Origin of the sequence: Microbacterium sp. IO18, from assembly GCF_049099505.1 — a bacterium.
GTDB lineage: Bacteria > Actinomycetota > Actinomycetes > Actinomycetales > Microbacteriaceae > Microbacterium > Microbacterium aurugineum.
In genome coordinates this window covers 565,551-590,873 of record NZ_JBMJAF010000001.1, presented here as the reverse complement: position 1 = coordinate 590,873, position 25,323 = coordinate 565,551, and the positions used below count along the sequence as shown (strand labels likewise).

27 protein-coding genes are annotated in these 25,323 nt (G+C 67.5%); 21 read left to right on the top strand and 6 right to left on the bottom strand.

The features are described from left to right. Positions 1 to 14 precede the first annotated feature (14 nt). Entirely contained in the window at positions 15 to 734 is a 720-nt protein-coding gene (gene trmD, locus ACLF6J_RS02950; protein ID WP_047523379.1) for a tRNA (guanosine(37)-N1)-methyltransferase TrmD, read from the top strand. Positions 735 to 746: 12 nt separating this feature from the next. On the opposite strand, the gene ACLF6J_RS02945 is transcribed toward trmD, so the two are convergent. Together ACLF6J_RS02945 and map are read right to left on the bottom strand one after the other, a co-directional pair. Further along, positions 747 to 1,340 (bottom strand): histidine phosphatase family protein, encoded by a 594-nt coding sequence (locus ACLF6J_RS02945; protein ID WP_134353653.1) that lies wholly within the window; start codon positions 1,338 to 1,340, stop codon positions 747 to 749. Between the two features lie 28 nt (positions 1,341 to 1,368). Further along, complete coding sequence (gene map, locus ACLF6J_RS02940) at positions 1,369 to 2,151, bottom strand: type I methionyl aminopeptidase (RefSeq protein WP_047523377.1); 783 nt, start codon at positions 2,149 to 2,151, stop codon at positions 1,369 to 1,371. A gap of 109 nt (positions 2,152 to 2,260) precedes the next feature. On the opposite strand from map, the gene ACLF6J_RS02935 reads away from it, so the two are divergent. The 9 genes from ACLF6J_RS02935 to ACLF6J_RS02895 all read left to right on the top strand — a co-directional run bounded on the left by ACLF6J_RS02935 (position 2,261) and on the right by ACLF6J_RS02895 (position 9,288). Beyond that, positions 2,261 to 2,749: a hypothetical protein gene (locus ACLF6J_RS02935; protein ID WP_047523376.1), complete on the top strand. Its 489-nt coding sequence runs from the start codon at positions 2,261 to 2,263 to the stop codon at positions 2,747 to 2,749. 169 nt (positions 2,750 to 2,918) lie between these two features. After that, positions 2,919 to 3,266 (top strand): 50S ribosomal protein L19, encoded by a 348-nt coding sequence (gene rplS / locus ACLF6J_RS02930; RefSeq protein WP_045265383.1) that lies wholly within the window; start codon positions 2,919 to 2,921, stop codon positions 3,264 to 3,266. A 117-nt stretch (positions 3,267 to 3,383) separates the two neighbouring features. Further along, complete coding sequence (gene lepB, locus ACLF6J_RS02925; RefSeq protein WP_134353654.1) at positions 3,384 to 4,109, top strand: signal peptidase I; 726 nt, start codon at positions 3,384 to 3,386, stop codon at positions 4,107 to 4,109. Beyond that, entirely contained in the window at positions 4,106 to 4,765 is a 660-nt protein-coding gene (locus ACLF6J_RS02920) for a ribonuclease HII (protein ID WP_134353655.1), read from the top strand. The genes lepB and ACLF6J_RS02920 overlap by 4 nt, the downstream gene beginning before the upstream one ends. Before the next feature lie 49 nt (positions 4,766 to 4,814). Then, positions 4,815 to 5,141, top strand: coding sequence for a DUF2469 family protein (locus ACLF6J_RS02915; RefSeq protein WP_047523373.1), 327 nt, complete (start codon positions 4,815 to 4,817; stop codon positions 5,139 to 5,141). A 100-nt stretch (positions 5,142 to 5,241) separates the two neighbouring features. Then, entirely contained in the window at positions 5,242 to 5,604 is a 363-nt protein-coding gene (locus tag ACLF6J_RS02910) for a YraN family protein (RefSeq protein ID WP_134353656.1), read from the top strand. Further along, positions 5,601 to 7,130: a YifB family Mg chelatase-like AAA ATPase gene (locus ACLF6J_RS02905; RefSeq protein WP_134353657.1), complete on the top strand. Its 1,530-nt coding sequence runs from the start codon at positions 5,601 to 5,603 to the stop codon at positions 7,128 to 7,130. The genes ACLF6J_RS02910 and ACLF6J_RS02905 overlap by 4 nt, the downstream gene beginning before the upstream one ends. Further along, positions 7,127 to 8,320, top strand: a complete 1,194-nt coding sequence (dprA, locus tag ACLF6J_RS02900; RefSeq protein ID WP_421076821.1) for a DNA-processing protein DprA — start codon at positions 7,127 to 7,129, stop codon at positions 8,318 to 8,320. Before ACLF6J_RS02905 ends, dprA begins: the two co-directional genes overlap by 4 nt. Positions 8,321 to 8,385: 65 nt before the next feature. Next, entirely contained in the window at positions 8,386 to 9,288 is a 903-nt protein-coding gene (locus ACLF6J_RS02895; RefSeq protein ID WP_047523369.1) for a tyrosine recombinase XerC, read from the top strand. 32 nt (positions 9,289 to 9,320) lie between these two features. Here ACLF6J_RS02895 and ACLF6J_RS02890 read toward each other — a convergent pair whose 3' ends face one another. After that, positions 9,321 to 9,842: a murein hydrolase activator EnvC family protein gene (locus tag ACLF6J_RS02890; RefSeq protein ID WP_134353659.1), complete on the bottom strand. Its 522-nt coding sequence runs from the start codon at positions 9,840 to 9,842 to the stop codon at positions 9,321 to 9,323. Between the two features lie 304 nt (positions 9,843 to 10,146). Between ACLF6J_RS02890 and rpsB the strand changes: the two genes are divergently transcribed. From rpsB to ACLF6J_RS02845, 9 genes are all read left to right on the top strand, one after another. Further along, positions 10,147 to 11,094, top strand: coding sequence for a 30S ribosomal protein S2 (rpsB, locus tag ACLF6J_RS02885; RefSeq protein ID WP_134353660.1), 948 nt, complete (start codon positions 10,147 to 10,149; stop codon positions 11,092 to 11,094). A 43-nt stretch (positions 11,095 to 11,137) separates the two neighbouring features. Then, complete coding sequence (gene tsf / locus ACLF6J_RS02880; RefSeq protein WP_047523367.1) at positions 11,138 to 11,965, top strand: translation elongation factor Ts; 828 nt, start codon at positions 11,138 to 11,140, stop codon at positions 11,963 to 11,965. Positions 11,966 to 12,057: 92 nt separating this feature from the next. Next, a complete protein-coding gene (gene pyrH, locus ACLF6J_RS02875; protein ID WP_047523364.1) occupies positions 12,058 to 12,774 on the top strand; it encodes a UMP kinase in 717 nt (238 codons plus the stop codon). Between the two features lie 68 nt (positions 12,775 to 12,842). Beyond that, on the top strand, positions 12,843 to 13,397 hold the full coding sequence (frr, locus tag ACLF6J_RS02870; RefSeq protein ID WP_047523362.1) for a ribosome recycling factor: 555 nt from the start codon (positions 12,843 to 12,845) through the stop codon (positions 13,395 to 13,397). A gap of 5 nt (positions 13,398 to 13,402) precedes the next feature. Further along, entirely contained in the window at positions 13,403 to 14,548 is a 1,146-nt protein-coding gene (locus ACLF6J_RS02865; RefSeq protein ID WP_134353661.1) for a phosphatidate cytidylyltransferase, read from the top strand. Continuing rightward, positions 14,548 to 15,126, top strand: a complete 579-nt coding sequence (locus ACLF6J_RS02860) for a DivIVA domain-containing protein (RefSeq protein ID WP_134353662.1) — start codon at positions 14,548 to 14,550, stop codon at positions 15,124 to 15,126. Before ACLF6J_RS02865 ends, ACLF6J_RS02860 begins: the two co-directional genes overlap by 1 nt. A 48-nt stretch (positions 15,127 to 15,174) precedes the next feature. Continuing rightward, complete coding sequence (locus tag ACLF6J_RS02855; RefSeq protein WP_244093653.1) at positions 15,175 to 15,864, top strand: transglycosylase SLT domain-containing protein; 690 nt, start codon at positions 15,175 to 15,177, stop codon at positions 15,862 to 15,864. A 9-nt stretch (positions 15,865 to 15,873) separates the two neighbouring features. Next, a complete protein-coding gene (locus ACLF6J_RS02850) occupies positions 15,874 to 16,161 on the top strand; it encodes a hypothetical protein (protein WP_047523352.1) in 288 nt (95 codons plus the stop codon). Between the two features lie 2 nt (positions 16,162 to 16,163). Further along, positions 16,164 to 16,880 (top strand): alpha/beta hydrolase, encoded by a 717-nt coding sequence (locus ACLF6J_RS02845; RefSeq protein ID WP_134353663.1) that lies wholly within the window; start codon positions 16,164 to 16,166, stop codon positions 16,878 to 16,880. Positions 16,881 to 16,895: 15 nt separating this feature from the next. Here the strand turns inward: ACLF6J_RS02845 and ACLF6J_RS02840 are convergent, their stop codons facing one another. Further along, a complete protein-coding gene (locus ACLF6J_RS02840; protein ID WP_047523349.1) occupies positions 16,896 to 17,957 on the bottom strand; it encodes an AI-2E family transporter in 1,062 nt (353 codons plus the stop codon). Between the two features lie 181 nt (positions 17,958 to 18,138). Here ACLF6J_RS02840 and ACLF6J_RS02835 point away from each other — a divergent pair, with 181 nt between their 5' ends. After that, on the top strand, positions 18,139 to 20,079 hold the full coding sequence (locus ACLF6J_RS02835; RefSeq protein ID WP_134353664.1) for a glycosyl transferase: 1,941 nt from the start codon (positions 18,139 to 18,141) through the stop codon (positions 20,077 to 20,079). Further along, a complete protein-coding gene (locus ACLF6J_RS02830; RefSeq protein WP_421076820.1) occupies positions 20,076 to 21,005 on the top strand; it encodes a tetratricopeptide repeat protein in 930 nt (309 codons plus the stop codon). Before ACLF6J_RS02835 ends, ACLF6J_RS02830 begins: the two co-directional genes overlap by 4 nt. A gap of 28 nt (positions 21,006 to 21,033) precedes the next feature. On the opposite strand, the gene glgB is transcribed toward ACLF6J_RS02830, so the two are convergent. Beyond that, complete coding sequence (gene glgB, locus ACLF6J_RS02825; RefSeq protein ID WP_134353666.1) at positions 21,034 to 23,238, bottom strand: 1,4-alpha-glucan branching protein GlgB; 2,205 nt, start codon at positions 23,236 to 23,238, stop codon at positions 21,034 to 21,036. Next, positions 23,235 to 25,307, bottom strand: coding sequence for an alpha-1,4-glucan--maltose-1-phosphate maltosyltransferase (locus ACLF6J_RS02820; protein ID WP_208526544.1), 2,073 nt, complete (start codon positions 25,305 to 25,307; stop codon positions 23,235 to 23,237). The genes glgB and ACLF6J_RS02820 overlap by 4 nt, the downstream gene beginning before the upstream one ends. Positions 25,308 to 25,323 lie beyond the last annotated feature (16 nt).

The window sequence follows — 25,323 nt, the reverse complement described above, 5'->3', positions numbered from 1 at the left end:
GATACGGTTCACCCGTGCGCATCGATGTCGTCTCCATCTTCCCGTCGTATTTCGACGGACTGACGCTCTCCCTGCTCGGTAAGGCTCAGGCGTCCGGCCTCATCGACCTCCGTGTTCGGGATCTGCGGGACTGGACCTCGGATCGCCACCGTACCGTCGATGACACACCGTACGGCGGCGGCGCCGGCATGGTGATGAAGCCCGAACCGTGGGGGCTCGCACTCGATGAGCTGACCGATGCGTCGGCATCGCATGTCGATGAGCGCCCCACCATCATCTTCCCGTCTCCCGCCGGCGAGGTGTTCACGCAGAAGACGGCCAGACAGCTCGCGACGCGTCAGCATCTCGTGTTCGGGTGCGGGCGCTATGAAGGCATCGACGAGCGCGTTTTCGAGTACGCCGCAGACCTCGGCGAGGTGCGTCTGATCAGCCTCGGCGATTACGTGCTGAACGGGGGAGAGGTCGCCGTGATGGCGATGATCGAGGCGGTCGGACGACTCATCCCCGGAGTGGTCGGCAATCCGGAGAGTCTCGTCGAGGAGTCGCACGAGGACGGCCTGCTGGAGTACCCGTCGTACACGAAGCCCGCGTCATGGCGTGAACGATCGGTGCCCGATGTCCTGCTGAGCGGTAATCATGCCGCCATCGCGGCCTGGCGTCGCGAGCAGCAGTGGGAGCGCACGCGCCGGCGTCGACCCGACCTCCTGCCACGCGACGAGACCTCGGCATCCTGACGGCGATCCCGGTCAGAGGATGCCTTCCGAGAATCGGGTGATCTCGAAGACGACTCCGTGAGGATGTCGCAGTGCCAGCGCGTTCGTCGGGTCGAGTCCTCGCAACTCCGCGCGCAGCATCCGTCCGATCATCTCGTGGCTCACCAGCAGCGGCGCGCCGGTGGCAGCCCACCCGCAGGAGCTGAGCGCCTTTCGGGCGCGCACGCGCGCCTGAGCGTAGCTCTCCCCACCGGGGAACGCCCATCCGTAGCGGTTCGCAGCCCGCTCCTCCCGGAGCGTGGGATAGAGCTCGTCGATCTCGTCCCAGGTCATCCCCGCGAGTTCGCCGTGGTCGATCTCCGCGAGTTCGGGGACCTCGATCATCTCGGCGCCGATCCGCTCCGCGATGATGGCCGCGGTCTGCGTGGCTCGTCCCAACGGGCTCGTGCACACTGTCAGGACTCCGGCGTCCCGGAGGCGCTCGGCGACGGCGTGCGCCTGCGCCACCCCTTCATCCGTCAACGGCGAATCCCGTTGTCCCTGCAGCCGGTGCTCGAGATTCCAGGTCGTCCGCCCGTGCCGAGCGAGGAAGAGACGCTCGGGGACGTGACGATCCTGCGGAATCATGGACTCAGGATGGCACACGGGCTCCCGGTCAGTCGACGCCGAGGAAAGACCTGTCCGTCAGCACGATCGGTCCGTCCGCGGTCACCGCGATGGTGTGCTCGGAGTGCGCACCTCGGGACCCGTCCGCGCTGCGCAGGGTCCATCCGTCCGGGTCGGTCACCAGCTCGTCGGTCGTCGCGAGGAACCAGGGTTCCAGGGCGAGGACGAGTCCTGCGCGCAGGGGGAAGCCGCGGCCTGCACGACCGTCGTTCGGCACATGCGGATCCCCGTGCATGGTGCGACCGACGCCGTGTCCACCGAAATCGGTGTTGATCGAGTACCCCTCGCCGTGTGCGACGGCCGCCACGGCCGCCGAGATGTCGCCGATGCGATTGCCGACGGTGGCGGTCTCGATGGCTGCTGCCAGTGCGCGCTCCGTCGTGTCGATGAGGCGCAGATCTTCGTCGCGCGCGGCGCCCACGACGAAGGAGACGGCGGAGTCGGCGACCCAGCCGTCGACGGCCACCGCGAAGTCGAGGGTCACGAGGTCACCGTCGCGCAGGGCATAGTCATGGGGGAGCCCGTGCAGCACGGCGTCGTTGACCGAGGTGCAGATGACCTTGCCGAACGGGCTCGCGCCGAAGGACGGGTGGTAGTCGATGTAGCAGGACTCCGCGCCTGCCTTGCGGATCATGTCGTGCGCGCGACGGTCGATCGAGAGGAGGTTGGTCCCGACCTTGGTCTCATCGCGCAGCGTCGCCAGCGTCTCGGCGACGAAGCGTCCTGCGGCGCGCATCTCGTCGATCTCGGCAGGGGTGCGCAGTTCGATCATCGGTTGTCCTCTCGTCATCTCCATTCTCCCTGATCCGACGCCCCGGGTTCTCCGACCGCTCTCAGCGAACATCGGGTCACGGGCACGTGTCCCGTCGTACGATCTGAGCATGTGGTTGCGACGGGCGTTCTTCCGCTGGCTTCTTCCGGCGGCGTTCCTGCTGCCGCTGTGGCTTCTGATCGGGTGGGGAGTCTTCCAGGGCGGCTGGGCGATCCTCTGGGTGTTGCTCATCGCGATGCCGTCCGTCTTCCTCGGACAGCTCCTGCTGACGCTCCTCACGCGCTCGCGTCCCTCCGTTCGCATCGAGCGCGCGGTCTCCTGGTGGGATGTGGCCGGCTTCACGCTCTGGCACGGTCTGACGATCGCGGTCGGTTTCTTCATCGACGGGGTGTTCCCGTGGGTGCTCACCGGCGCGATCGTCGTCGGCATCGCGCTCGTCTGGCTCCAGGTGTGGCAGTTGTGGCAGGAGGCCAGGGGGAGTGGCTCGCGGCTGCGCGAGACCATCACCTGGTCGACGATCCCGACCGCCGACGAGCAGGCCCCTCCGACCAGAGCGCACGAGGTCATCGTGGTGCGGGAGACCGACGGCCGCGACTGAGGTCACGGTTTTGGCCGAGCACGCCTTCCATGGCAGAATGAGTGTTTGTGCTGTGACCGGCTCTGCCACAGGGGAGCCCGCGGACGCATCAGCTCCGTACAGTTCATCCCTTTTCTTGTTCCTTTGAATACATGCATGCGACCTGTGGCGGGTGCAGAGAGAGACGATCATGCAGATCCTCGACGCCGTCGACGCGGCTTCCCTCCGTTCGGACATTCCGGACTTCTTCCCCGGTGACACCGTCAAGGTGCACGTCAACATCACCGAGGGCAACCGCTCCCGCATCCAGGTCTTCCAGGGCGTCGTCATCGGCCGCCAGGGCGACAGCGTGCGCGAGACCTTCACGGTCCGCAAGATCAGCTTCCAGGTCGGCGTCGAGCGTACCTTCCCGGTGCACTCCCCGGTGATCGACCACATCGAGGTCGTCACCCGCGGTGACGTGCGTCGCGCGAAGCTCTACTACCTCCGCCAGCTGCGTGGCAAGAAGGCGAAGATCAAGGAGAAGCGCGACCGCTGAGTCGCAGCATCTCCACAGCACCCCGGGACACGATGTCCCGGGGTGCTTCGTTCTCTCCCCGGTGTGCGAACCTAGATAGCGTCGCCGCACGACGGTGCATGATCGTGAAGGAACCTGATGACTGAATCCTCGTCCGCGCGCACGGCCAGACGTCGCCGCGGGTTCCTGGTCTTCCTCCGTGACGTCCTGGTGATCATCGTCATCGCCGCACTGGTGTCGTTCGTCGTCAAGACGTTCGTCGTGCGGTCTTTCTACATCCCCTCGGCGTCGATGGAGCGGACGCTCCTCGTGAAGGACCGGATCCTCGTCGATGAGCTCACCCCGCGATGGGCGGCGTACGAGCGCGGTGACGTCGTCGTGTTCAAGGACCCGGGCGGGTGGCTCGATCCCCAGCCGCAGACGCCTGCTCAGCCCCCTCTCGTCCAGGCGGTCGACTGGGTGCTGAACTTCGTCGGCATCTCCGCGACCGACTCGCAGGACCATCTCGTGAAGCGGTTGATCGGCCTTCCGGGAGATCACGTCGTCTGCTGCAACGCACTGGGTCAGATCACGATCAACGGCGCTCCGATCGACGAATTGAGCTACCTCAACCTGCCCGAAGGCGACACCGCCGCCTCCAATGAGCCGTTCGATGTCGTGGTGCCGGAGGATTCGGTCTGGCTGCTCGGCGACAATCGCGATCGTTCCCGCGACGCGCGGGCGCATCAGGACCTTCCCAGCGGAGGTTTCGTGCCCATGGAGAACATCGTGGGCAAGGCATTCCTGACCACGTGGCCGTTGAACCGGATCGGACCCATCGACGGGCATCACGACATCTTCACCGGGGTTCCGGATCCCGAATGACCGTCATCACCCCGAAACTGACTCTCGAGCGCCGGCTCCTGAGGGAGTGCGAGCTGATCATCTCGCTCGATGAGGTCGGTCGGGGCGCACTCGCGGGGCCGGTCGCCGTCGGCGCCGCCATGATGGATGCCACAGGTGCTCGTCGGCGTGTCCCCGATGGGCTTCGCGATTCGAAGCTCGTGACCGAGAGAAGGCGTCCGGAGGTGGCGGAGCGAGCGGCCGCGTGGGTGCAGGCATCAGCGGTCGGATGGGCGACCGCGCAGGAAGTCGATGACATCGGCATCATGTCCGCCCTCGGTCTCGCCGCCTCGCGGGCGGTGCAGTCGATCGCCGATCAGGGTGCGACCGTCGAAGACGCGCTCATCCTGCTCGACGGCAACCATGACTACGTCTCGAGGATCCATCCCGTACCGCTGCATGTCCGGCCGGTGATCAAGGCCGACCGTGACTGCGCGTCGGTGTCCGCCGCGTCCGTGATCGCGAAGGTCGCCCGCGACGGGTACATGGCCGAGCTTCACGAGACTCATTCCGCGTACCAGTGGAACCGGAACAAGGGGTATGCGAGCCCGGAGCACCGCGAGGCCATCCGCAGCCACGGACTGTCCCCGTTCCATCGGGCCTCGTGGGCGATCGCCGACGTACCCACGCTGTTCTGAGCGGTGCGATGCCGCGCCCAGCGGCCTGCGACTCTAGGATGGACTCATCATGGATGAGGAAGCCTTCGACGATTACGACCGCGAACTCGAGCTGGCCCTGTTCCGGGAGTACCGGGACGTGGTCTCGCAGTTCCAGTACGTCGTCGAGACCGAGCGCCGCTTCTACCTGGCGAACGAGGTCAACGTCGTGCGTCGCGACAGCGAGCACGACTTCTACTTCGAGATTTCGATGACGGACGTGTGGGTGTGGGACATCTATCGTGCCGACCGGTTCGTGAAGGCCGTGCGTGTCCTCACCTTCAAGGACGTGAACGTCGAGGAACTGCAGCGTCGCGAGTTCGAGCTCCCGCAGGAGCTGTCGCTCGACGGTGAGTAACTCTCTCCACACTCCACCCCACGGGTGAGTTCTCCCCAGGGCCCGCGCCGACGACGTCGAATCGAGCCGTGCGACGTGAGTGCCGCGTGATGCTGAGTCCATGGCAGCGAAGGATGAACTCGGCAGAGCCGGAGAAGAGCGCGCCGCGCAGCACCTGACGGGGAACGGGTACACCGTTCTCGCGAGGAACTGGCGGTGCGCGCAGGGAGAGATCGACATCGTCGCCACGCTCGGAGAGCACGTGGCGATCGTGGAGGTGAAGACGCGGCGGACGGTCGCGTTCGGGCACCCGTTCGAAGCGATCGATGCACGGAAGCGCCGTCGACTGTGGCAACTCGCGCACGCCTGGGCCCGCGAGAATCCCGAGGCGGCACGGGGGAGGGCCGTGCGACTCGAAGTCATCGGGATCGTGGGAGCCGACCCGGCACGCGGGACGCTCGAGCATCTCGTGGACATCGGATGAGTACCGCGCGCACCTGGGCGGTGGCGCTCACCGGTGTCGACGGGCATCTCGTCGAAGTCGAGGCCGACCTGTCGAATCAGACGCCCGAATTCCGCATCATCGGGTTGCCGGACAAGTCCCTCGGCGAGGCCGTGCAGCGGGTCCACAACGCCTGCAAGAACGCGGGTCTCGATCTCCCTCGACGCCGGCTCACCGTGAACCTCTCCCCGGCGAGTCTTCCCAAGCACGGCGCAGGTTTCGACCTCGGCATCGCCATGGCGGCGCTGGCGGCAGGAGGGGCGATCGGGTCTCGGTCGATCGCGTCAACGGTTCACATCGGCGAACTCGGACTCGACGGGCGGATCCGCCCCGTCCCGGGCGTCCTTCCCGCGGTCTTCGCCGCCGCACGCGCCGGGTTCGAGACCGTGATCGTCCCGCGCGGCAACGAGTCGGAGGCTCGGCTCGTGCCGGGGGTCGAGGTGCGCGCTGCGAGCTCACTCGCAGAGGTCGCGGTCTGGCACGGCGCCGACGTCGAGGTGCCGGACGTCGACGTCGTCGAATCGGCGTCGGTGCCGGTGGCCGATCACCCGAGACTCGATCTGTGCGACGTCGTCGGTCAGGGTGAGGCGGTGGAGGCGCTCCTGGTGGCGGCGGCCGGCGGACACCACATGCTGCTGAGCGGTCCTCCGGGAGCAGGCAAGACGATGCTCGCTCGGAGGGTGCCCGGGATCATGCCGTTGCTCGACGAACAGGAAGCACTCGAGGTTGCGTCCATCCGATCGCTCAGCGGCGAAGCCGTCGGCGCACTCGATCGCGTGCCGCCGCTGGAGGCTCCGCACCACAGCGCCTCGGTCGCTGCTCTGGTCGGCGGCGGCTCGCGGACGGCACGACCTGGGGCGATCGCGAGGGCGCACGGCGGGGTGCTCTTCCTCGACGAGGCAGCGGAATTCTCGCGGGTGGCGCTCGACGCCCTGCGCCAGCCGCTGGAGTCAGGCGCGATCGAGGTCCACCGCGCGGGCTTCACGGCGAGGTTCCCGGCGAAGTTCCAGCTGCTGCTCGCGATGAACCCGTGCCCGTGCGGCAATTACGGCGTGAGAGGGTCCGAATGCATCTGTCCGCCGATGTCGATCCGCCGGTACTCCACGCGATTGTCCGGCCCACTACGTGACCGCGTCGACATCGATCTCCAGGTCAGTCGTGTCGCGGCATCCCGGGCGATGGGTGAGGCCGGCGGGGAGACGACGACGGCTCAGGCGCGGGTCCGGGTGCAAGCCGCCAGGGAGCGGGCCGCACATCGGTGGCGGAGCAGTCCGTGGAGACGCAATGCGGATGTACCGGGGACCTGGCTGCGTCAGGGCGCTCAGCGTCTTCCGGCGGCCACGCGATCTCCGCTCGACCGGGCGCTGGAGCGCGGTCTGCTCACCCTGAGGGGATACGACCGAGTGCTGAGGGTGGCGTGGACGATGGCGGACCTGGCCGAGATCGAACAACCCGGTGTCGAGGAGATCGGGCGTGCGTTGCACCTGCGGAGAGGATTGCCGAGATGATGCGGCTACTGCTGGGAGACACCGAACTGATGGCTGCCGCCCGCCGCATCCACGGGGGTGAAGCGGTGGCGGACTGCGTGGCGCGAGCGGCGTGGACGGTGATCGCCGAACCCGGAGATGCGGTCGCCGGCGCACTGATCGGCGCCCTCGGCGCGGAGGAGGCCCTCTCCGTGGCAGCAGGAGGTCGAAGCAGGTCGCCGTTCACCGATGACACAGGCGACGTAGGCTTCCGCGCGCTTCAGGAAGCCCAAGCGCGATGGCGTCCTCGGCTGCAGCAGGAGGCCGTGCGATCAGCCTTTCTCGGAGCACTCGAGATCGGCGCGCGGTTGGTGATCCCCGGCGATCCGCAGTGGCCGGAAGCCCTCGACGACCTCGGACCCCACGCGCCGAGCGCGCTCTGGGTGCGCGGGCGCGTGGAACTGCTCACAGCGTCCCCACGCGTGTCGATGGTCGGCGCCCGCGCCTCGAGCGGTTACGGGGAGCAGGTGGCCGCTGAGCTGGCCGGTGAACTCGCCTCGACAGGGGCCGTGGTGGTGTCCGGCGGTGCCTACGGCATCGATGGGGCGGTGCATCGGGCGGCGCTCGGCGTCGGTGGGGCGACCATCGCGTTCCTCGCCGGGGGAGTGGACCGCGCGTATCCGGTCGGTCATCAGCGATTGCTGCAGCAGATCTCCGAGCACGGGGCGGTGGTGAGCGAGCCGCCGTGCGGCACCGCCCCGACGAAGTGGCGCTTCCTCGCACGGAACCGCCTCATCGCCGCACTCGGACAGGCGACGGTCGTCGTTGAGGCCGGGTGGCGCAGCGGCTCTCTGAACACCGCGGGTCACGCCGCGACGCTCGGTCGTCCGCTCGGTGCTGTACCAGGGCCGGTGACCTCGGCGTCGTCCGCGGGATGCCATCGTCTGTTGCGCGAGTATGACGCGCAGTGCGTCACTTCGGCAGCGGAGGTGCGGGAGCTGTGGGGGCAACTCGACGGCGTGCTGACAGCCGGTGCACTCGAGGATCCGAACAGGACGCGCGTGCTCGATGCGCTGACCACGCGGTCGGTGCTCTCCGTCGATGAGATCGCCCGGCGCTCCGGCCTGTCTGCCGAGCGGGTGAGGTCCCTTCTCGGGCTGTTGCACCTGGAGGGCGATGTCGATGCCGACGGAACGGGCTGGCGTCGGGCACCACGCCCGCGAGGCGGGTGACCGTCAGGCCGACACCGCGGCGAGGCTCCGGATCACGGTCCCCCGACCGGGGCAGAGTGGAAGGTATGGAACTCACGGCGGCCGCCGAAGCGTTCGTCGATCACCTGGAACGGGTGCGTCGGCTGTCGCCGGCGACCGTGAAGGCCTACCGTTCCGACCTTCGGGACCTCGCCGCGTCCACGGGCAGTGTCCAGCTCGAAGACGTCGACCTCGACGCGCTCCGGGACTGGCTCTGGCACGCGACGCAACGCGGCGATGCACGCTCGACCCTCGCGCGGCGTTCTGCGGCGGCCCGGTCGTTCTTCCGGTGGGCGCACGAACAGGAGCTCGTCTCTCAGGATCCGAGCCTTCGTCTGGTCACTCCGAAGAGGGGGCGCACTCTCCCGACCGTCGCGTCGCGGGAGGCGATGACCGCGTTGCTCGATGAGTACCGTGACGATGCCGCCGCAGGGGACCCGGTCGACTTGCGAGATCACGCGATCCTCGAGCTCCTGTACGGGTCGGGTATGCGGGTCTCCGAGCTGTGCGGGCTCGACATCGACGACCTCGATCTCGACCGAGCGACGGCGCGGGTGCTCGGCAAAGGGGCGAAGGAACGAGTCGTCCCCTTCGGCGCTCCCGCGCGGGACGCGTTGGACGCCTACCTCCGACGCGGGCGACCCGTCCTGGTCGCCAGAGCACGCACCTTCAGTCCCGCGGTGATGCTGGGGAGTCGGGGCGCTCGGGTCGGACCGCGGACGGTGTACGAGCTCGTCGCACGCGTGCTGGCGCCGATCGTCGGTGCCGAGACCATAGGACCCCACGCGCTCCGTCACACGGCCGCGACGCACCTCCTCGATGGCGGTGCGGATCTGCGCGCCGTGCAAGAGATCCTCGGTCACGCGAGCCTCGGCACCACGCAGATCTACACGCACGTCTCTGCGGAGCGTCTGACGGCCACCTATCGGCTCGCCCACCCGCGTGCGTGATCGTCGCTCACGGAGGTGATCGTCTCCGCGCGTCAGAGCGGCGCACAGCAGGGGAGCAGGATCGACCGCGGGATATCACCGAAGAGCAGGAGCGGGTTGATGTAGGCGCCATCCCGTCTCACACCGATGTGGAGGGCCCCCGACGGCGTGTGCCCGCCGACATCGACCGCGCCGATCTCCTGGCCGGCCGACACCGCATCACCGGGATCGAGCGTCGAGCGTAGGGGTTCGAACGTCGTCACGAGACCGTCGGCATGCGTGATCGTCAACAGCGGGCGATCGACGACGGTTCCGCGGAACGCGATGACCCCGTCTGCCGGAGCGACCGCGATCGCCCCGACGGACGAGACCAGGTCGACGCCTCGATGCCCTGCGCCGTATTCGTGCGCAGGAGCGCGAAAGGGCTCGACCACGGCCCGCGTGCCCAGGAGGGGCCATCGCCATCGAGGGAGGTCCGCGGCTTCCGCAGTGCCGAACGAGCCCAGCGTTGCGAGCAGGACGAGAAGGAGGAGTCCGATCACGGAGCCGGACCTGGTGCGAGAGTGAAGGCTCATGCGGGGATCCTGTCGCGTGATTCCGGTCCGTGATCGGCGTTCCTGCGGTGTGGATGGCGACGGTGATCAACTCAGCGGGGACCGCCTCGGTGCAGAGGCAGTGAGGCCGCGGCATCCTGTATGCTGGAGGGGCACCTCGATATCGGGGTGACTACGCGTGCCCAGAGCGATCTCATCGCGGCATCGACACCCACAGGTCCTTCTTCCGAGGGGGAGGGTGCGTGCCGGGCACCAGGAAGTCCGGTCATCCGATCGGCTTGACAACCTCAACGGTACAGAAATGTGCCAGAACCAGGAGACGACCATGGCTGTGGTCACCATCCGCCAGCTGCTCGACAGCGGCGTGCACTTCGGACACCAGACCCGTCGGTGGAACCCGAAGGTCAAGCGCTTCATCCTCACGGAGCGCAGCGGCATCCACATCATCGATCTTCAGCAGTCGCTCGGCTACATCGACAAGGCCTACGACTTCGTCAAGGAGACGGTCGCCCACGGTGGCACCATCCTCTTCGTCGGCACGAAGAAGCAGGCGCAGGAGATCCTCGCCGAGCAGGCGACCCGCGTGGGCCAGCCCTTCGTCAACCAGCGCTGGCTCGGTGGACTCCTCACGAACTTCTCCACGATCTCGAAGCGTCTCGCACGCATGAAGGAGCTCGAGGAGCTCGACTACGAGACGCCGGCGAACAGCGGCTTCACCAAGAAGGAGCTCCTGCTCAAGAAGCGCGAGCTCGACAAGTTGCACAAGTCGCTCGGTGGTATCCGCAACCTCACCAAGACGCCTTCGGCTCTGTGGGTCATCGACGCCAAGCGCGAGCACCTCGCGATCGACGAGGCCAAGAAGCTCGGCATCCCGGTGATCGGCATCCTCGACACCAACGCGGACCCGGACGACTTCCAGTACCCGATCCCCGGCAACGACGACGCGATCCGTTCCGTCTCGCTGCTGACCCGCATCATCGCCGACGCCGCGGCCGAGGGCCTGCAGCAGAAGCACAACCCGGAGACGGGTGACGCTGAGCCGCTCGCCGACTGGGAGAAGGAGCTCCTCGAAGCTCCGGCCCAGGAGGTTCAGGAGTCCGCTGACGCCGCTGAGGTCGTGACCGCTGCCGACGAGGCCGCTGTCGTCGAGACCCCCGCTGCCGACGAGACCGCAGCCGACGAGGCCGGTGCCGAGGCTCACGACGAGGCGATCGCCGCTGCTTCCGGTGAGGAGACCGCTGAGGTCGCCGCCGAGGCCGCAGACGCCAAGTAATCCCTCGTACACACCTACCTAACGAAGCAAGGAGCCACCACACATGGCCAACTTCACCATCGCTGACCTCAAGGCTCTGCGCGAGCAGCTCGGCACGGGCATGGTCGACACCAAGAAGGCGCTCGAGGAGGCCGACGGAGACGTCGCGAAGGCCACCGAGATCCTGCGCCTCAAGGGTGCGAAGGGCAACGCGAAGCGTGCTGACCGTTCCACCAGCGAGGGACTGATCGTCGCTCGTGAGCAGGACGGCGCCGTCACCCTGCTCGAGCTCGCCTGCGAGACCGACTTCGTCGCCAAGAACGAGCGTTTCATCACGCTGGCCGACAAGGTCGCCGATGCGGCCGCTGCGGTCAAGGCGGACTCGATCGAGGCAGCTCTCGCCGCCCCCGCGGGCGACAAGAGCGTCGAGCAGCTGATCTCCGAGGAAGCCGCGATCATCGGCGAGAAGGTCGAACTGCGTCGCGTGCGCACGATCTCGGGCGACAAGGTCGAGGTCTACCTGCACCGCACCAGCAAGGACCTGCCGCCGCAGATCGGTGTCGTCGTCGCGTACTCGGGCGACAACGCCGAGACCGCGCGCAGCATCGCGCAGCACATCTCGTTCGCCAACCCGTCGTACCTGTCCCGCGAGGACGTGCCGGCGGACGCCGTCGACAAGGAGCGTGAGATCGTCACCGAGATCTCCCGCAACGAGGGCAAGCCGGAAGCGGCTCTGCCGAAGATCGTCGAGGGTCGCGTGTCCGCCTTCATCAAGCAGGTCGCCCTGCTCGAGCAGGACTACGCGAAGGACAACAAGCTCTCTGTCGCCCAGGTGGCGAAGGACGCCGGTATCACCGTGACGGACTTCGCGCGCTTCAAGGTCGGCGCGTAGCGACGTCGAAGGGGTTCGGATCATCATGATCCGAACCCCTTCTTCATGCCCACGAGGCACTATCTTGAATCGGGACGAGAGGACACCCACCCATGACTGAACGCACCGGACGCCGTCGCGTCCTTCTCAAACTCTCCGGCGAGGCCTTCGGAGCGGGACAGCTGGGTGTCAGCCCCGACGTGGTGTCCCAGATCGCCCGGGACATCGCCGCGGCCGTCGACCGGGTGGAGGTCGCGATCGTCGTCGGCGGCGGCAACTTCTTCCGCGGCGCCGAGCTCAGCCAGCGCGGCATGGACCGCGGACGTGCCGACTACATGGGAATGCTGGGCACCGTGATGAACGCCCTCGCCCTGCAGGACTTCCTCGAGCAGGCCGGAGCCGCGACCCGCGTGCAGTCGGCGATCTCGATGACCCAGGTCGCCGAGCCCTACATCCCTCGTCGCGCGGAGCGCCACCTCGAGAAGGGGCGGGTCGTCATCTTCGGTGCTGGCGCTGGTCTCCCGTACTTCTCCACCGATACCGTGGCGGCCCAGCGCGCGCTCGAGATCGGAGCCGATGAGGTGCTCGTCGCCAAGAACGGGGTGGACGCGATCTACACCGCCGATCCCCACAAGCACGCCGACGCCGAGCGCATCGAACAGGTCACCTACCGTGACGCACTCCAGCGCGGGCTCAAGGTCGTCGACTCGACCGCATTCAGCCTGTGCATGGACAACAGCATGGACATGCGTGTGTTCGGGATGGAGCCGGCGGGCAACGTGACGCGCGCCCTGCTGGGAGAGGCCATCGGCACCCTCGTCACCGCGTGAGCGTGTGACACGGCGGAGCCGCCTCCGCCCGATAGAATTTCCAGAACACCCCGACGATAGGAGTCACCGTGATCGCGGACGTCCTCGCTGAAACCACCACTCGTATGAACCGGGCGGTCGAAGCTGCCAAGGAGGACTTCTCCACGGTGCGCACCGGTCGTGCGAACCCGCAGATGTTCCAGAAGGTCCTCGTGGACTACTACGGCACGCCGACCCCCATCGCGCAGCTCGCATCGCTGGCGAACCAGGAGGCGCGCACCCTCATCATCACGCCGTACGACAAGTCGGCGCTCAAGGCCATCGAGCAGGCCATCCGGGACATGCCCAACCTCGGCGTCAATCCCACCAACGACGGCAACCTCGTCCGCGTCACGATGCCCGAGCTCACGGCTGAGCGCCGCAAGGAGTACGTCAAGCTGGTCAAGACCAAGGCTGAAGACGCAAAGGTGCATGTCCGCGGTATCCGTCGTAAGGCGAAGGACGAGCTGGACGCGCTCAAGAGCGAACTCGGAGAGGACGAGATCGCCCGCGGTGAGAAGGAGCTCGACGGTCTGACGCGTCAGCACGTCGAACTCATCGACGACGCGCTGAAGCGCAAAGAGGCCGAACTCCTCGAGGTGTAGTCGGGATGTCTGACGAAACGCGAGATGCCGATGACAGCACGCCATCGACGCGCCGGGATGCGCGTGGTGGTGCGCCGGCCGACGGCATCCCGCTCGTGGACGCGGCGTTTCCGTCCTTCGACGCGGACGCGATTCCGCCGCGTCCGCCGCTCCCGGTGACCCCGGAGAACACGTCGCAGGTCCCCCTCGGGCCGCTGGACACAGCTGACCACAACGCGATCCGTGAACAGTGGCGAGCCGCACGGGATGAGCTCGGCAGCCACGTCTCACACGCACGGGATCAGCTCGATCAGGCCAACGAGCGGATCAAGCAGCGCACGGGCCGCGACCTCATCCTCGCGATCCTGATCGGCCTTGCGTTCGGCGCTGCTCTGCTGGCATCCTTGCTGTTCATCAAGGCGCTCTTCGTGCCGTTCGCTCTCGCCGCCGCGCTGTTGGGCGTGTACGAGCTCTCCCGCGCGCTGCGGGCGTCCGGAAGACGGATCGACGTCGTGCCCCAGCTGATCGCCGCGGCGTTCCTGGTTCTCTCCGCGTACTTCGCCGAACCCTGGCTGTGCTGGGTGATGCTGTTCGTCGCGGTCGCCTTCGTGGTCGTCTGGCGCCTGATCGCGCAGATGGTGGTGAAAGACGGTCGTACCTACGGCGACGTGCTGACCGATGCCGTGATCAGCGGATTCGTGCAGATCTACGTGCCGTTCCTCGCCGGCGTCGCCCTCATCCTGCTGGAGCAGGAGGGCGGTCAGTGGTGGGTGCTCAGCTTCATCGCCATCGCCGTGGCCGCCGACACGGGGGCGTATGCCGCGGGGCTGGCGTTCGGGCGTCATCCGATGGCCCCGAAGATCAGTCCGAAGAAGACGTGGGAAGGGTTCGGTGGCGCCGTCGCCGCGTCCCTGATCGCAGGGGTGCTGCTCGCGATCTTCCTGCTGGAGCTGCCCTGGTGGGCGGGCCTGATCTTCGGCGCATCCATCCTCCTCTCCGCGACGCTCGGTGATCTCGGCGAGTCCATGCTCAAGCGTGACCTCGGTATCAAGGACATGAGCTCCTGGCTGCCCGGTCACGGCGGACTGCTCGATCGGCTGGACAGCATCCTGCCGTCGACCATTCCCGCGCTCTGCCTGTATTTCCTCCTTTCTCCCTGGGTGGTCATGTGATGAGTGACGGACAGCTCGAAGAACAGACGACGACGACACCGCCGGCGTTCGCGCTGACGACCGGGCGTGAGCGCGGCTACCATCGCGCGGCGGTCGACACCTTCCTCGCCTCTGCTCGTCGTGCCTTCGAGTCCGGGGGTGACGAGCTGAGTGCGGAAGACGTCCGCATCGCCTCGTTCCCGCTCGTGAAGGGCGGCTACGTGGTCGCTGACGTCGATGCAGCTCTCGGTCGCGTGGAAGACGCGTTCGCCGCTCGGGAGCGCGAGCGCGTCGTGCGCACGGAGGGAGCCGGCGCCTGGGTCGATCAGGCGAGAGCCGATGCGCAGGTGATCCTCGACCACCTCGCCCGACCCCGTCGTCATCGTTTCGCTCGCACCGGCGTGCTGACCTTCGGGTATCGCATCGACGAGGTCGACCACGTGTCGACGAGGATCGTGCGCTATCTGCGTGACGGCGATGCGCTCACCGCGGAACAACTCCGCTCGGCAGCCTTCCGGATGCAGCGCGGTGGCTACCGCGAAGAGCAGGTCGATGCTCTCCTCGACGCGACGATCGACGTCATTCTCGCCGTCCGCTGAGGTTCCTGATGGTCGATTCAGGCGCCTTTGCGTAGACTGTCCTTCATCGTGAACTCCCGAAACGACATGAACCTCGAACGAAGCGACTCCTCGCCGGTGCCCGCGGCCAGGGTGAAAGCCGCGCGCCCGGGTGCTCGCCGTTGGTCGCGTCGACGCGGTGTGGTGAGTGTCTTCAGCGCCCTCGCCGTGGTCGGATTCGCCGGAGCACTCGTCGCACCGACCGGAGTGGCGCTGGCGGACCCCACCCCGACCGACTCGCCCGACTCGGCCTACTCGTTGGCTCTCGCCGATACCCAGAATCTCGCGGTCACCGTGAGCGGTGCGGCGATCACGCCGGTCGAGCGCGGCACCTTCGAGGTGTATGTGAAGCCGAAGCCCAAGCCGAAGCCCGCTCCCACGGTCGCGTCCAGCTCGAACGGCGGGTCGTCCGGCGGATCGTCCCTGCCCCCGTACTCGGGAGGCGGAGCACCCGCCGAGTGGATGGCTGCAGCCGGGATCGCCCAGAGCGACTGGCAGTACGTCGACTACATCGTCTCGCGTGAGAGCGGTTGGAATCCCAACGCCACGAATCAGTCGTCGGGCGCATGCGGCCTGGTTCAGGCACTGCCCTGCAGCAAGGTGCCGGGGAACGGCTACAACCCGGTCGACAACCTGCGGTGGGCGACGGGGTATGCCACGGGACGGTACGGCAGCTGGGCCGGCGCCTACAACTTCTGGACCAACAACCACTGGTGGTGAGCAGGCGCCATGCCACGCTCACGCAGACGCCCTCCGGCGCGCCCGGAACCCGAGGACGCGTTCGACAGGTTGCTCGCCGGCTGGAAGCGCACGGAGACACGCCGCGGCGCGGAGTGGACCGTGCAGCCGGTGTCTGCCGTGCAGGCACAGAAGGCGTACGTGTGCCCGGGGTGTGGCGGACAGATCGTGATCGGCACGGCGCACCTCGTGACCTGGCGTGCCGACGGAGTGCTGGGCGACGCGGCGGACCTCGCCGCGCGCAGACATTGGCACACACACTGCTGGAGGATGGCGTGAGCATGGAGATCCGAGGACCGTTGGAGCTTCCGGCGCAGCGCGAGGACATCGAGCTGACGACCGCGGACGGGCTCACGCTCGTCGGCGAGCTCGCCGTGCCGCAGGAGACCGCACCGGTGGCGACGCTCGTGACGCTGCACCCGTTGCCCACCGCGGGCGGCTTCATGGACTCCCACATCATCCGCAAGTCAGCGGCCCGCCTGCCTGCTCTCGCCGACCTCGCGGTCCTGCGCTTCAACACCCGCGGAACGACATCGCCGCGCGGGACCAGCGACGGCGCGTTCGACGGCGGTGCCGCCGAGCAGTTCGACGTGGCGGCGGCGATGGATTTCGTCCGTGACCGCGCCTTGCCGAACCCCTGGCTCGTCGGATGGTCGTTCGGCACGGAGCTCGCCCTCAAGTACGGTCGCGACCATGACATCTCCGGCATCATCCTGCTCTCCCCGCCCTTGCACCGCGCGACGGACGCGGAAGTCGCTGCCTGGGGTGCGGTCGACGTGCCGGTGGTGATCCTGGTGCCGGAACTCGACGACTACCTGCGTCCGGACGAGGCACGTGAACGGTTCGCGTCGATCCCGCACGCGAATCTGATCGCCGTGGACGGCGGCAAGCATCTGTGGGTCGGGGAGACGCAGACCCGGCGCGTGCTCACCGAGATCGTGGCGGCGGTGAACCCGTCGGCGCTCCCGCTGGCGACGCACTGGCCCGAGGCGGACTGAGCCCTTCGCCTCGCCTCAGAGCTCGTTCATGCGGGGGATGAGCACCTGACGGTAGATGATCAGGATGCTCGCGGCGACGGGGATCGCGATGAGCGCCCCCAGCAGCCCGAGCAGGCTTCCTCCGGCGAGTGCGGCGACGACCACGACGGCGCCCGGAACGGAGACCGCACGACTCATGATGCGCGGGGAGATCACGTACGCCTCGATCTGCATGTAGATCAAGTAGTAGATGGCAGCGGCGATCGCGATTCCCGGCGAGCCGAGTCCGGGGATGAGACACACGAGCACGATGATCGTCGAGCCCGTCAGGGTGCCGACGAGCGGGATCAGCGAGAAGAAGAACGCGATGATCGCGAGGACCGTGGGGAACGGCGCGTTGATGATGGAGAGGAAGATGGCGCTCAGGACGCCGTTGAGCACACCCTGGGAGACCTGGCCCATCACGTAGTAGCCGACCGAGTCGGTGATCTGCTCGGAGAGATCGATGAACCGATCGCGCTTCGAGGCCGGGGCGAGCTGGTAGACGGCGCGCTTGAGGGAGGGGGTCGACGCGGTCAGGTAGATCGTCAGGATGAGCACGATGAACGCCCCGAAGAGTCCACTGAGGACGGCACCGCTCGCGACGAGGACCCCTTGACCGATCGAGCCGCCGATCTCGGCCAGATTCGTCGTGAGCCATTCCGTCACGTAGGTGAAGACGTCATCGACGAGCAGGTTGGGGAACGTGGCCTGCATCCACTCCTTGAGATCGGGGATCAGGTTCCCGCGTGAGACGATCGCCGAGATCTGTGCGATGAGCTGAGAGATCTGGTCCACCAGCACCGGGAGGATGATCAGGACGATCCCACTGAACACGGCGAGGACAGCGACGATGGTCACCAGCACGGCGAGCCACCGGGGGAGTTTGCGGCGTTCGAGGAACGAGACCAGCGGATCCAGGCCCAGGCTGAGGAAGAGCGCGGTGCCGACGTAGAGGAGCACCGTGGAGAGCGTCTGCACGCTGCTGATCAGCAGGATCCCCAAACCCACTCCGAGCGTCGCCACCAGCGCGGTGCGGAAGGGATTGTGGATCTTCATCTGTGGACTCCTCGAAACGGCTGCAGCAAGGCTACCGAGCGGGAGCCTCGAGCAGCGGGCGACGTGCCGTTTCCTGCCCGCACTGCACCTCCTCGTGGGCAACACACAGCTGATTTCGCTAGTCTGAAATGTCGAGTGTTGCGTCGCGGGCAGATGCCGGTGATGCGTGAGGAGACTATTCGTGCGTTTCGTATGGGCCGTGGTGGCCTTCGTGCTGGCCGCGGTGCTGATCGGGGCGGGGATCGCCCAGCGCACCATATTCATGGGGCCCGACTCGCAGCAGACGCAGGTCGAGATCGATGAGCCCGCACCGTTCGTGCTGCTGGATGGCGACGTCCTGCGGACGAACCCGGGTGCGCAGAAGCTGATCGTCCGCGGCCAGGGAGACATCTTCAGCAGCTACGGCCGGACCGCCGACATGGAGGCCTGGCTGGCTGACTCCGACTACAACCGGGTGACGGTGGACGACGACGGCGAGTTGTCGGTCGAGCACGTCACGGCACCCGAAGACCCGGATTCGACGGACGCCGGTGAGGACGCGGGCGACGGGGCGACCGAGGAACCCGCAGGCCGCGACCCGCGAGGGTCCGACCTGTGGCTGGACTCCTTCGAGGATGAGAACCTCCTCACCGTCGACAAGATCCAGTTGCCCGAGGGAACGAGCACGTTGATCGCCTACGACGGCACGCTCGACGCGCCCGACCAGATCACGGTCTCCTGGCCGTTGGACACGAAGACGCCTCTGGCAGGGCCGCTGATGGTCGCCGGTGGCATCGTGCTGCTGATCGGACTCATCCTGTACGTGCTCGGGATCCGCCATCAGCGGCGAGGACGCGGCCCTCGTCGCAAGGGTCCCGGCCCGCTTCCGGCGACCGAGCCGATCGACGTCGCCGCGCTTCCGCCCGCGGAGCGCGCCGCACTCGAAGCCGGGAACGATACATCGGAATCTCAGACTTCCGTCGACGGAGCATCGGACGGCGGGACCGAAGATGCGGAGATCGTGGACGATCACAAGGGAACCGACTCGAAGAACGCCATGCGTGCGGCGCGCCCGGTACGGCGGCGTCGGATGCTGGCACTCCCGGCACTCGGTCTGACGGCCGTCCTCGCTGCCGGATGCTCGGCGGACTCCTGGCCCCAGTTCGACGGCGCTTCGACGTCTCCGTCGCCGAGCCCGACGGTGATCGCCCCCGAGAACCAGAAGCCGCCCGCTGTGACGGAGTCACAGGCCAAGCGCATCCTGCAGTCCGCGTCCGAGACCGTCGCCGAAGCGGACTCCGCGCTCGACCTCGACCTCGCGACCACTCGTCTCGACGGCCCCGCACTCGCCGCGCGGACCACGGAGTATGCACTGCGGTCGAAGATCGCGGATATGGCGCTACCCGCAGCCATCCCGACCGACGACTTCGAGGTGGTGCTCCCCGAGGCCACCGACCGCTGGCCCCGCACGGTCCTCATGCTGTCGAAGAGCACCGGTGACGACACCGTGCCCCCGGTCCTCCTCATGATGACGCAGGCGGACCCGTGGTCGAACTACCGGATCAGCAACATGGCGGAGATGTCGGCGGACGCTGTGTTCCCCGACGTCGCAGCCACCTGGCTCGGCACGTCCCTCGTGCCGTCCGATTCCGCCTTCCTGACGCTTCCACCGGCTGAGCTCGCTGCGGCCTTCGCCGATGTCGTCGATGCCGGGGAGAAGAGCGAGTACTACGGTCTGTTCGACGACCTCGCGTTGAATCTCGCGACCTCGATCACCGACAGCAGGCAGGCCGTCGTGAAGAACCTCGCCGACAAGGGGGCGTCAGAGACGTCGAAGGCAGCCTTCGACATGTCCCCGACGACCGCCGAGCCCATCTCGATGACCACTCTCGACAGTGGTGCGATCGTCGCCGTGTCTCTCACCGACAAGGAGACCGTGACTCCGACGTCGTCGGATGTGGTGATCCGATTCGGTGACAACGCCGAGGCGAAGGCGCTGACGGGGGCGACCGAGTCCGCGAAGGGCGTCGAGACGACGTACGAGTTCCAGCTGTTCTTCTCGGTCCCCGCACAGGGATCGACGGAACAGATCCGACTCCTGGCAGTCCACCAGGACCTCCTCTCCGTGAAGGTGATCAAGTGAGTGAAATCTCCCCGGCCGCGCTGCGTGGCGCGGTGGACCTTTCGAGCCTCCGCAACCGGCCGGCGTCGCCGTCCGAGAGCACAGCAACGTCCGGCGTCGTCGATGTCGTCGTCGACGCCACTGATGAGACGTTCGGCCAGATCCTCGAGCTCTCGCGCACGGTGCCGGTCGTCGTCGACCTGTGGGCGGAGTGGTGCGGTCCGTGCAAGCAGCTCAGCCCGATCATCGAGAAGGTGACCCGCGAACTCGGCGGTCGCGTCCTGTTGGCGAAGGTCGATGTCGATGCGAACCCGCAGCTCGCGCAGAGCTTCCGGGCGCAGTCGATCCCGATGGTGGTCGCGTTGATCGCCGGCCAGCCCGTGCCGATGTTCACCGGTGCGGTGCCGGAGCAGCAGGTGCGAGAGGTCTTTGCCCAGCTGTTGCAGGTCGCCGCACAGAACGGTGTCACCGGCACTCTCGCGGTCGAGGAGCCGGCGGCGGCTGACGCACCGAGCGCACCGGAGGAGCCGGAGCTTCCGCCGCTGCACGCCGAGGCCTTCGCCGCGATCGAGGTCGGGGACTACGCCGCCGCGATCCGCGCGTACGAGAAGGCACTGGCCGAGAACCCGCGCGATGAGGAAGCCCTCGCCGGACTGGGACAGGTGCGCCTTCTCGATCGCGTGCAAGGGCTCGATCTGCAGGTGGCCCGTGCGGCCGCCGCCGAGCGTCCGCTCGATGTCCAGGCGCAGTTCGATGTCGCGGATCTCGACCTTTCGGGAGGCCACGTCGACGATGCGTTCGGTCGACTGCTCGACCTCTTCGCGCAGCTGCCCTCCGATGAGCGCACTCCTGTCAGGGAGCGCCTGGTCGAGCTGTTCGGACTCATCGGCGCAGCCGACCCGCGCGTCGTCTCCGCCCGCAACCGGCTCTCTTCGCTGCTCTTCTAGGGAAGACGGGAACCGGGCGGGTGCACTGTTACCCGTGACTCACGGTGGGCACGTGCGGCTCGGGCTGATGGCGCAGCCAGAGCGTCGAGAGCGCGGGGAGTGTCACCGCCGCGGTGGGAGCGGCGCCCTCATCCGCGCTCGCGAAGACCATGCCGAGGTTTCCCGAGCCTCGCCCGCCGTACTCGGCGGCGTCTGTATTGAGCACCTCCTGCCACACCCCTTCCCGGGGGAGCTCGAGGCGATAGCCGGCGTGCTCGACGCCCGCGAAGTTGCTGACGACGACCAAGCGTCCTCCGTGGTCGTCGCGCCGCTCGAACGCGATCACGGACGGATCCCAGTTCGGCGCACCGAGTCGATGGAAGGAGGACCCGTCGTTGTCCCGCGCCCAGAGCGGTGCCTGTGCGCGATAGGTCCGGTTCATCGCGCCCACGAAATCCTGCAACTGCAGATGCGAGGGCTGGTCGAGAAGCCACCAATCGAGTTCGCGACTCTCCGACCACTCGGCGAGCTGACCGAACTCCTGTCCCATGAACAGGAGCTTCTTGCCCGGGTGCCCCCACATGTATGCGAGGTACGCGCGGGTGTTGGCGAGCTTGTGCCAGTGATCGCCCGGCATCTTCGTGAGCAGGCTCCCCTTGCCGTGCACGACCTCGTCGTGGCTGATCGGCAGCAGGTAGTTCTCGCCGAAGGCATAGACGAACGAGAACGTCATCTCGCCCTCATGATGCGAGCGGTACATGGGATCACGTGAGATGTACTGGAGCGAGTCGTTCATCCACCCCATGTTCCACTTGAAGCCGAACCCGAGCCCCGCGTGATCGGTGGGGGCGGTGACGCCCGGGAAGCTGGTGGATTCCTCGGCGATCATCATGATCCCCGGATGCAGGCGGTAGGCGGTGGCGTTGACCTCCTGCAGGAACCGGATCGCTTCGAGGTTCTCGCGTCCGCCGTGGATGTTGGGCTCCCATTGGCCGGCCTCGCGGGAGTAGTCGAGATAGAGCATCGAAGCGACCGCGTCGACCCGCAGCCCGTCGACATGGAACTCTCTGAGCCAGTAGAGCGCGTTGGCGACCAGGAATCCTCGGACCTCGGGGCGTCCGTAGTCGAAGATGAGCGTGCCCCAGTCCTGGTGTTCGCCGCGGCGCGGGTCGGGGTGCTCGTACAGCGGCTGACCGTCGAAGCGGGCGAGGGCGAACGCGTCCTTCGGGAAGTGCCCCGGCACCCAGTCCATGATGACGCCGATACCGGCCTGATGCAGACGATCGATCAGGTAGCGCAGATCGTCAGGGCTGCCGAACCGGCTCGTCGGCGCGTAGTACCCGCTCACCTGGTAGCCCCAGGAGCCGCCGAACGGATGCTCGGCCAGGGGCATGAATTCGACATGGGTGAACCCTGCCGCCGTGACATGCTCGATCAGCGGACCCGCGAGCTCGCGATACCCGAGCCCGGAACGCCAGGACCCGACGTGGAGCTCGTAGATCGAGAGCGGCTGCGCGACGGCATGCGTTGCCGCACGCCGGGTCATCCACGCACCGTCGGACCAGGCATAGGACGAGGAGGTCACCACGGAGGCGGTGTCCGGAGGAACCTCGGCGGCGAGCGCCATGGGGTCGGCCTTGAGGATCCATGCCCCGTCACGCGTACGGATCTGGTACTTGTACCGGGTGCCGACCGACAGGTCCGGGATGAAGAGCTCCCAGACTCCACTCACCCCCATCGAACGCATCGCGTGGGCTTCGCCGTTCCAGTCGTTGTGGTCACCCACCACGCGCACCGCGGTGGCGTTGGGCGCCCAGACGGCGAAGGAGACGCCCGGCTCGCCCTCCGAGGTCCGGGGGTGCGCACCCAGCGCGTCCCAGAGGCGTTCGTGACGCCCCTCGGCGATCAGATGCAGGTCGAGGTCGCCGAGGGTGGGACGGTGCCGATAAGGATCGCCCACGACGGTTTCCGCGTGATCGGCGTAGCGCGTCGCGACCCGGTAGGGGAGAGGGGGACCGACGTGCTGCCCCTCCCAGATGCCGTGCGCGGCGTGGGAGAGTTCGAGTCTGGTTCCATCATCGAAGACGGCGGCGACCTCCGACGCGAGAGGGCGTCGGACGCGGATGACGGTCACCGTCCGGTCGGCGGCGTCCTGGTGGGCATGTGCGCCGAGCACGGAATGCGGATCATGGTGGGTGGCCGAGGAGACCGCCTCCCATTCGGTGGATGCGGCGACGTCTTCCGTGTAGCTCATGATCGCTCCCTCACCTTCAGGATGTGGACCGGCTCGGCGAAGGCGTCGAGTCGTACGTAGTTGTGGTCGCTCCAGGTCCAGATCGCGCCGGTGAGGAGGTCCTCGACCTCGAACGGGTGGCCGAGGGGAACGCCCCACCGGGTCGTGTCGAGGTGGACGGTGGTCTCCCGCACCGAATGCGGGTCGACGTTGGCGACCACGATGATCGTGTCCGCGTGCCCGCTCCCGGTGAACGGCGCCGCGAGGTGCTTGCTGTAGACGAGGACGGCGTCGTCGTCGCTCCAGTGGGTCGAGAAGTTGCGGAGCTGACGCAGTGCCGGGTGGGCGGCGCGGATTTCGTTGAGCCTGCGCAGCAACGGCGCGAGTGACTCCCCGCGAGCCTCGGCCCCGTTCCAGTCGCGGAACTTGTACTCGTACTTCTCGTTGTCGATGTTCTCCTCGGAACCCGGACGGGCGACGTTCTCGAAGAGCTCGTAGCCGGCGTACACGCCGTAGATCGGTCCTGCCGTGGCCGCGATGCAGGCACGGACCCGGTAGGCCGCCCGACCGCCGAACTGCAGATACTCGGTCAGGATGTCGTGGGTGTTCACGAAGAGGTTCGGGCGCATGTAGTCGGCGGTCTCGTGCGAGACCGAGGTGAGGAACTCCTCGAGCTCCGCTTTCGTGTTCCGCCAGGTGAAGTAGCTGTAGCTCTGCTGGAACCCCACAGCGGCGAGGGCGCGCATCACCGCGGGACGGGTGAACGCCTCCGCGAGGAAGATCACGTCAGGGTCGACCGCGTTGACTTCCGCGATCAGCCACTCCCAGAACTGCAGAGGCTTGGTGTGCGGGTTGTCGACCCGGAAGATCTTCACCCCCTGCGCGACCCAGTGCTGAACCACCCGGAGCATCTCCGCCGAGATCCCCGCAGGGTCGTTGTCGAAGTTGAGCGGGTAGATGTCCTGGTACTTCTTCGGCGGGTTCTCCGCGTACGCGATGCTGCCGTCGGGCAGCGTGGTGAACCACTCCGGGTGTTCTCTGACCCACGGGTGATCGGGGGAGGCCTGCAGTGCGAGATCGAGCGCGATCTCGAGGCCCTCCTTCCGCGCGGCGCGGACGAAGGCCCGGAAGTCCGCGAGAGTGCCGAGGTCGGGGTGGATCGCGTCGTGGCCGCCCTCTTCCGCACCGATGGCATACGGCGATCCCGGGTCGCCCTGCTCCGCCGTGAGGGTGTTGTTGCGTCCCTTCCGGTTCGTGATGCCGATCGGGTGGATCGGTACGAGGTAGACCACGTCGAAGCCCATCGCCGCGACTTCCGGGAGGCGCTTCGTCGCTGTGCGGAACGTCCCGCTCCGCACCGTCCCGTCCTTCAACCGCTTGGCGCCTTCGGAGCGCGGGAAGAACTCGTACCAGGCACCGACTCCTGCGGCCAGCCGATCGACGACGAGACTCTGCTCGGGGGTGGCGGAGCGGATCGCCGTGACAGGCCGGGCGCGGAAGATCTCCGTCAGCTGGGGGTCCGCGGCGAGGGCCGCGGTCACCGCGCCGTCGCCGCTCCGCAGTGACTCGGCGTCTGTGAGCAGCCGTCGTCGCTGCGCGGCCGGGCGGTCCTTCTCCGCGGCGGCGCGCTCGAGCAGTTCGGCCCCCAGGGCCGCCATCACGGGGATGTCGACGCCCGCGGCGACCTTCAACGCCGCCGCGTGGGCCCAGGTCGCGAAGTCATCGGTGAACGCCTCGAAGCGGTAGTGCCAGGTGCCCTGCTCGTCGAGCGCGACGTCTGCTGACCAGGTGTCGGTGCCGTCGTGACGAGGGGAGAGTCTGTGGAGCGTCTCTTCTCCGGAGGGCGACGTGAGGCGGAGATGCACACCGATGATGTCGTGGCCCTCGCGGAAGGACACCACGTGGAAGGGGACGACTTCGCCGACGAAGGCCTTGGCGGGAAAACCACCGGGCACCGCGGGCGAGGGGTCGAGCAGCGGGAGCCGGGTCGTACGCAACGCACCGGGGAGGTCTACGTGCCCGGGCGCGCGCGCCGGGATCTGAGCGGGGCTCCGGAGAGCCGAGGACCGAGTACCAGCACGTGCAGCCACATCCCGAATCTACCGC

Bases quoted from the DNA above. Each gene is read 5' to 3' on its own strand.
- ACLF6J_RS02945 (WP_134353653.1), bottom strand. From the start codon at position 1,340: ATGATTCCGCAGGATCGTCACGTCCCCGAGCGTCTCTTCCTCGCTCGG.
- map (WP_047523377.1), bottom strand. From the start codon at position 2,151: ATGATCGAACTGCGCACCCCTGCCGAGATCGACGAGATGCGCGCCGCA.
- ACLF6J_RS02935 (WP_047523376.1), top strand. From the start codon at position 2,261: ATGTGGTTGCGACGGGCGTTCTTCCGCTGGCTTCTTCCGGCGGCGTTC.
- rplS (WP_045265383.1), top strand. From the start codon at position 2,919: ATGCAGATCCTCGACGCCGTCGACGCGGCTTCCCTCCGTTCGGACATT.
- lepB (WP_134353654.1), top strand. From the start codon at position 3,384: ATGACTGAATCCTCGTCCGCGCGCACGGCCAGACGTCGCCGCGGGTTC.
- ACLF6J_RS02920 (WP_134353655.1), top strand. From the start codon at position 4,106: ATGACCGTCATCACCCCGAAACTGACTCTCGAGCGCCGGCTCCTGAGG.
- ACLF6J_RS02915 (WP_047523373.1), top strand. From the start codon at position 4,815: ATGGATGAGGAAGCCTTCGACGATTACGACCGCGAACTCGAGCTGGCC.
- ACLF6J_RS02910 (WP_134353656.1), top strand. From the start codon at position 5,242: ATGGCAGCGAAGGATGAACTCGGCAGAGCCGGAGAAGAGCGCGCCGCG.
- ACLF6J_RS02905 (WP_134353657.1), top strand. From the start codon at position 5,601: ATGAGTACCGCGCGCACCTGGGCGGTGGCGCTCACCGGTGTCGACGGG.
- dprA (WP_421076821.1), top strand. From the start codon at position 7,127: ATGATGCGGCTACTGCTGGGAGACACCGAACTGATGGCTGCCGCCCGC.
- ACLF6J_RS02895 (WP_047523369.1), top strand. From the start codon at position 8,386: ATGGAACTCACGGCGGCCGCCGAAGCGTTCGTCGATCACCTGGAACGG.
- ACLF6J_RS02890 (WP_134353659.1), bottom strand. From the start codon at position 9,842: ATGAGCCTTCACTCTCGCACCAGGTCCGGCTCCGTGATCGGACTCCTC.
- rpsB (WP_134353660.1), top strand. From the start codon at position 10,147: ATGGCTGTGGTCACCATCCGCCAGCTGCTCGACAGCGGCGTGCACTTC.
- tsf (WP_047523367.1), top strand. From the start codon at position 11,138: ATGGCCAACTTCACCATCGCTGACCTCAAGGCTCTGCGCGAGCAGCTC.
- pyrH (WP_047523364.1), top strand. From the start codon at position 12,058: ATGACTGAACGCACCGGACGCCGTCGCGTCCTTCTCAAACTCTCCGGC.
- ACLF6J_RS02865 (WP_134353661.1), top strand. From the start codon at position 13,403: ATGTCTGACGAAACGCGAGATGCCGATGACAGCACGCCATCGACGCGC.
- ACLF6J_RS02860 (WP_134353662.1), top strand. From the start codon at position 14,548: ATGAGTGACGGACAGCTCGAAGAACAGACGACGACGACACCGCCGGCG.
- ACLF6J_RS02850 (WP_047523352.1), top strand. From the start codon at position 15,874: ATGCCACGCTCACGCAGACGCCCTCCGGCGCGCCCGGAACCCGAGGAC.
- ACLF6J_RS02845 (WP_134353663.1), top strand. From the start codon at position 16,164: ATGGAGATCCGAGGACCGTTGGAGCTTCCGGCGCAGCGCGAGGACATC.
- ACLF6J_RS02840 (WP_047523349.1), bottom strand. From the start codon at position 17,957: ATGAAGATCCACAATCCCTTCCGCACCGCGCTGGTGGCGACGCTCGGA.
- glgB (WP_134353666.1), bottom strand. From the start codon at position 23,238: ATGAGCTACACGGAAGACGTCGCCGCATCCACCGAATGGGAGGCGGTC.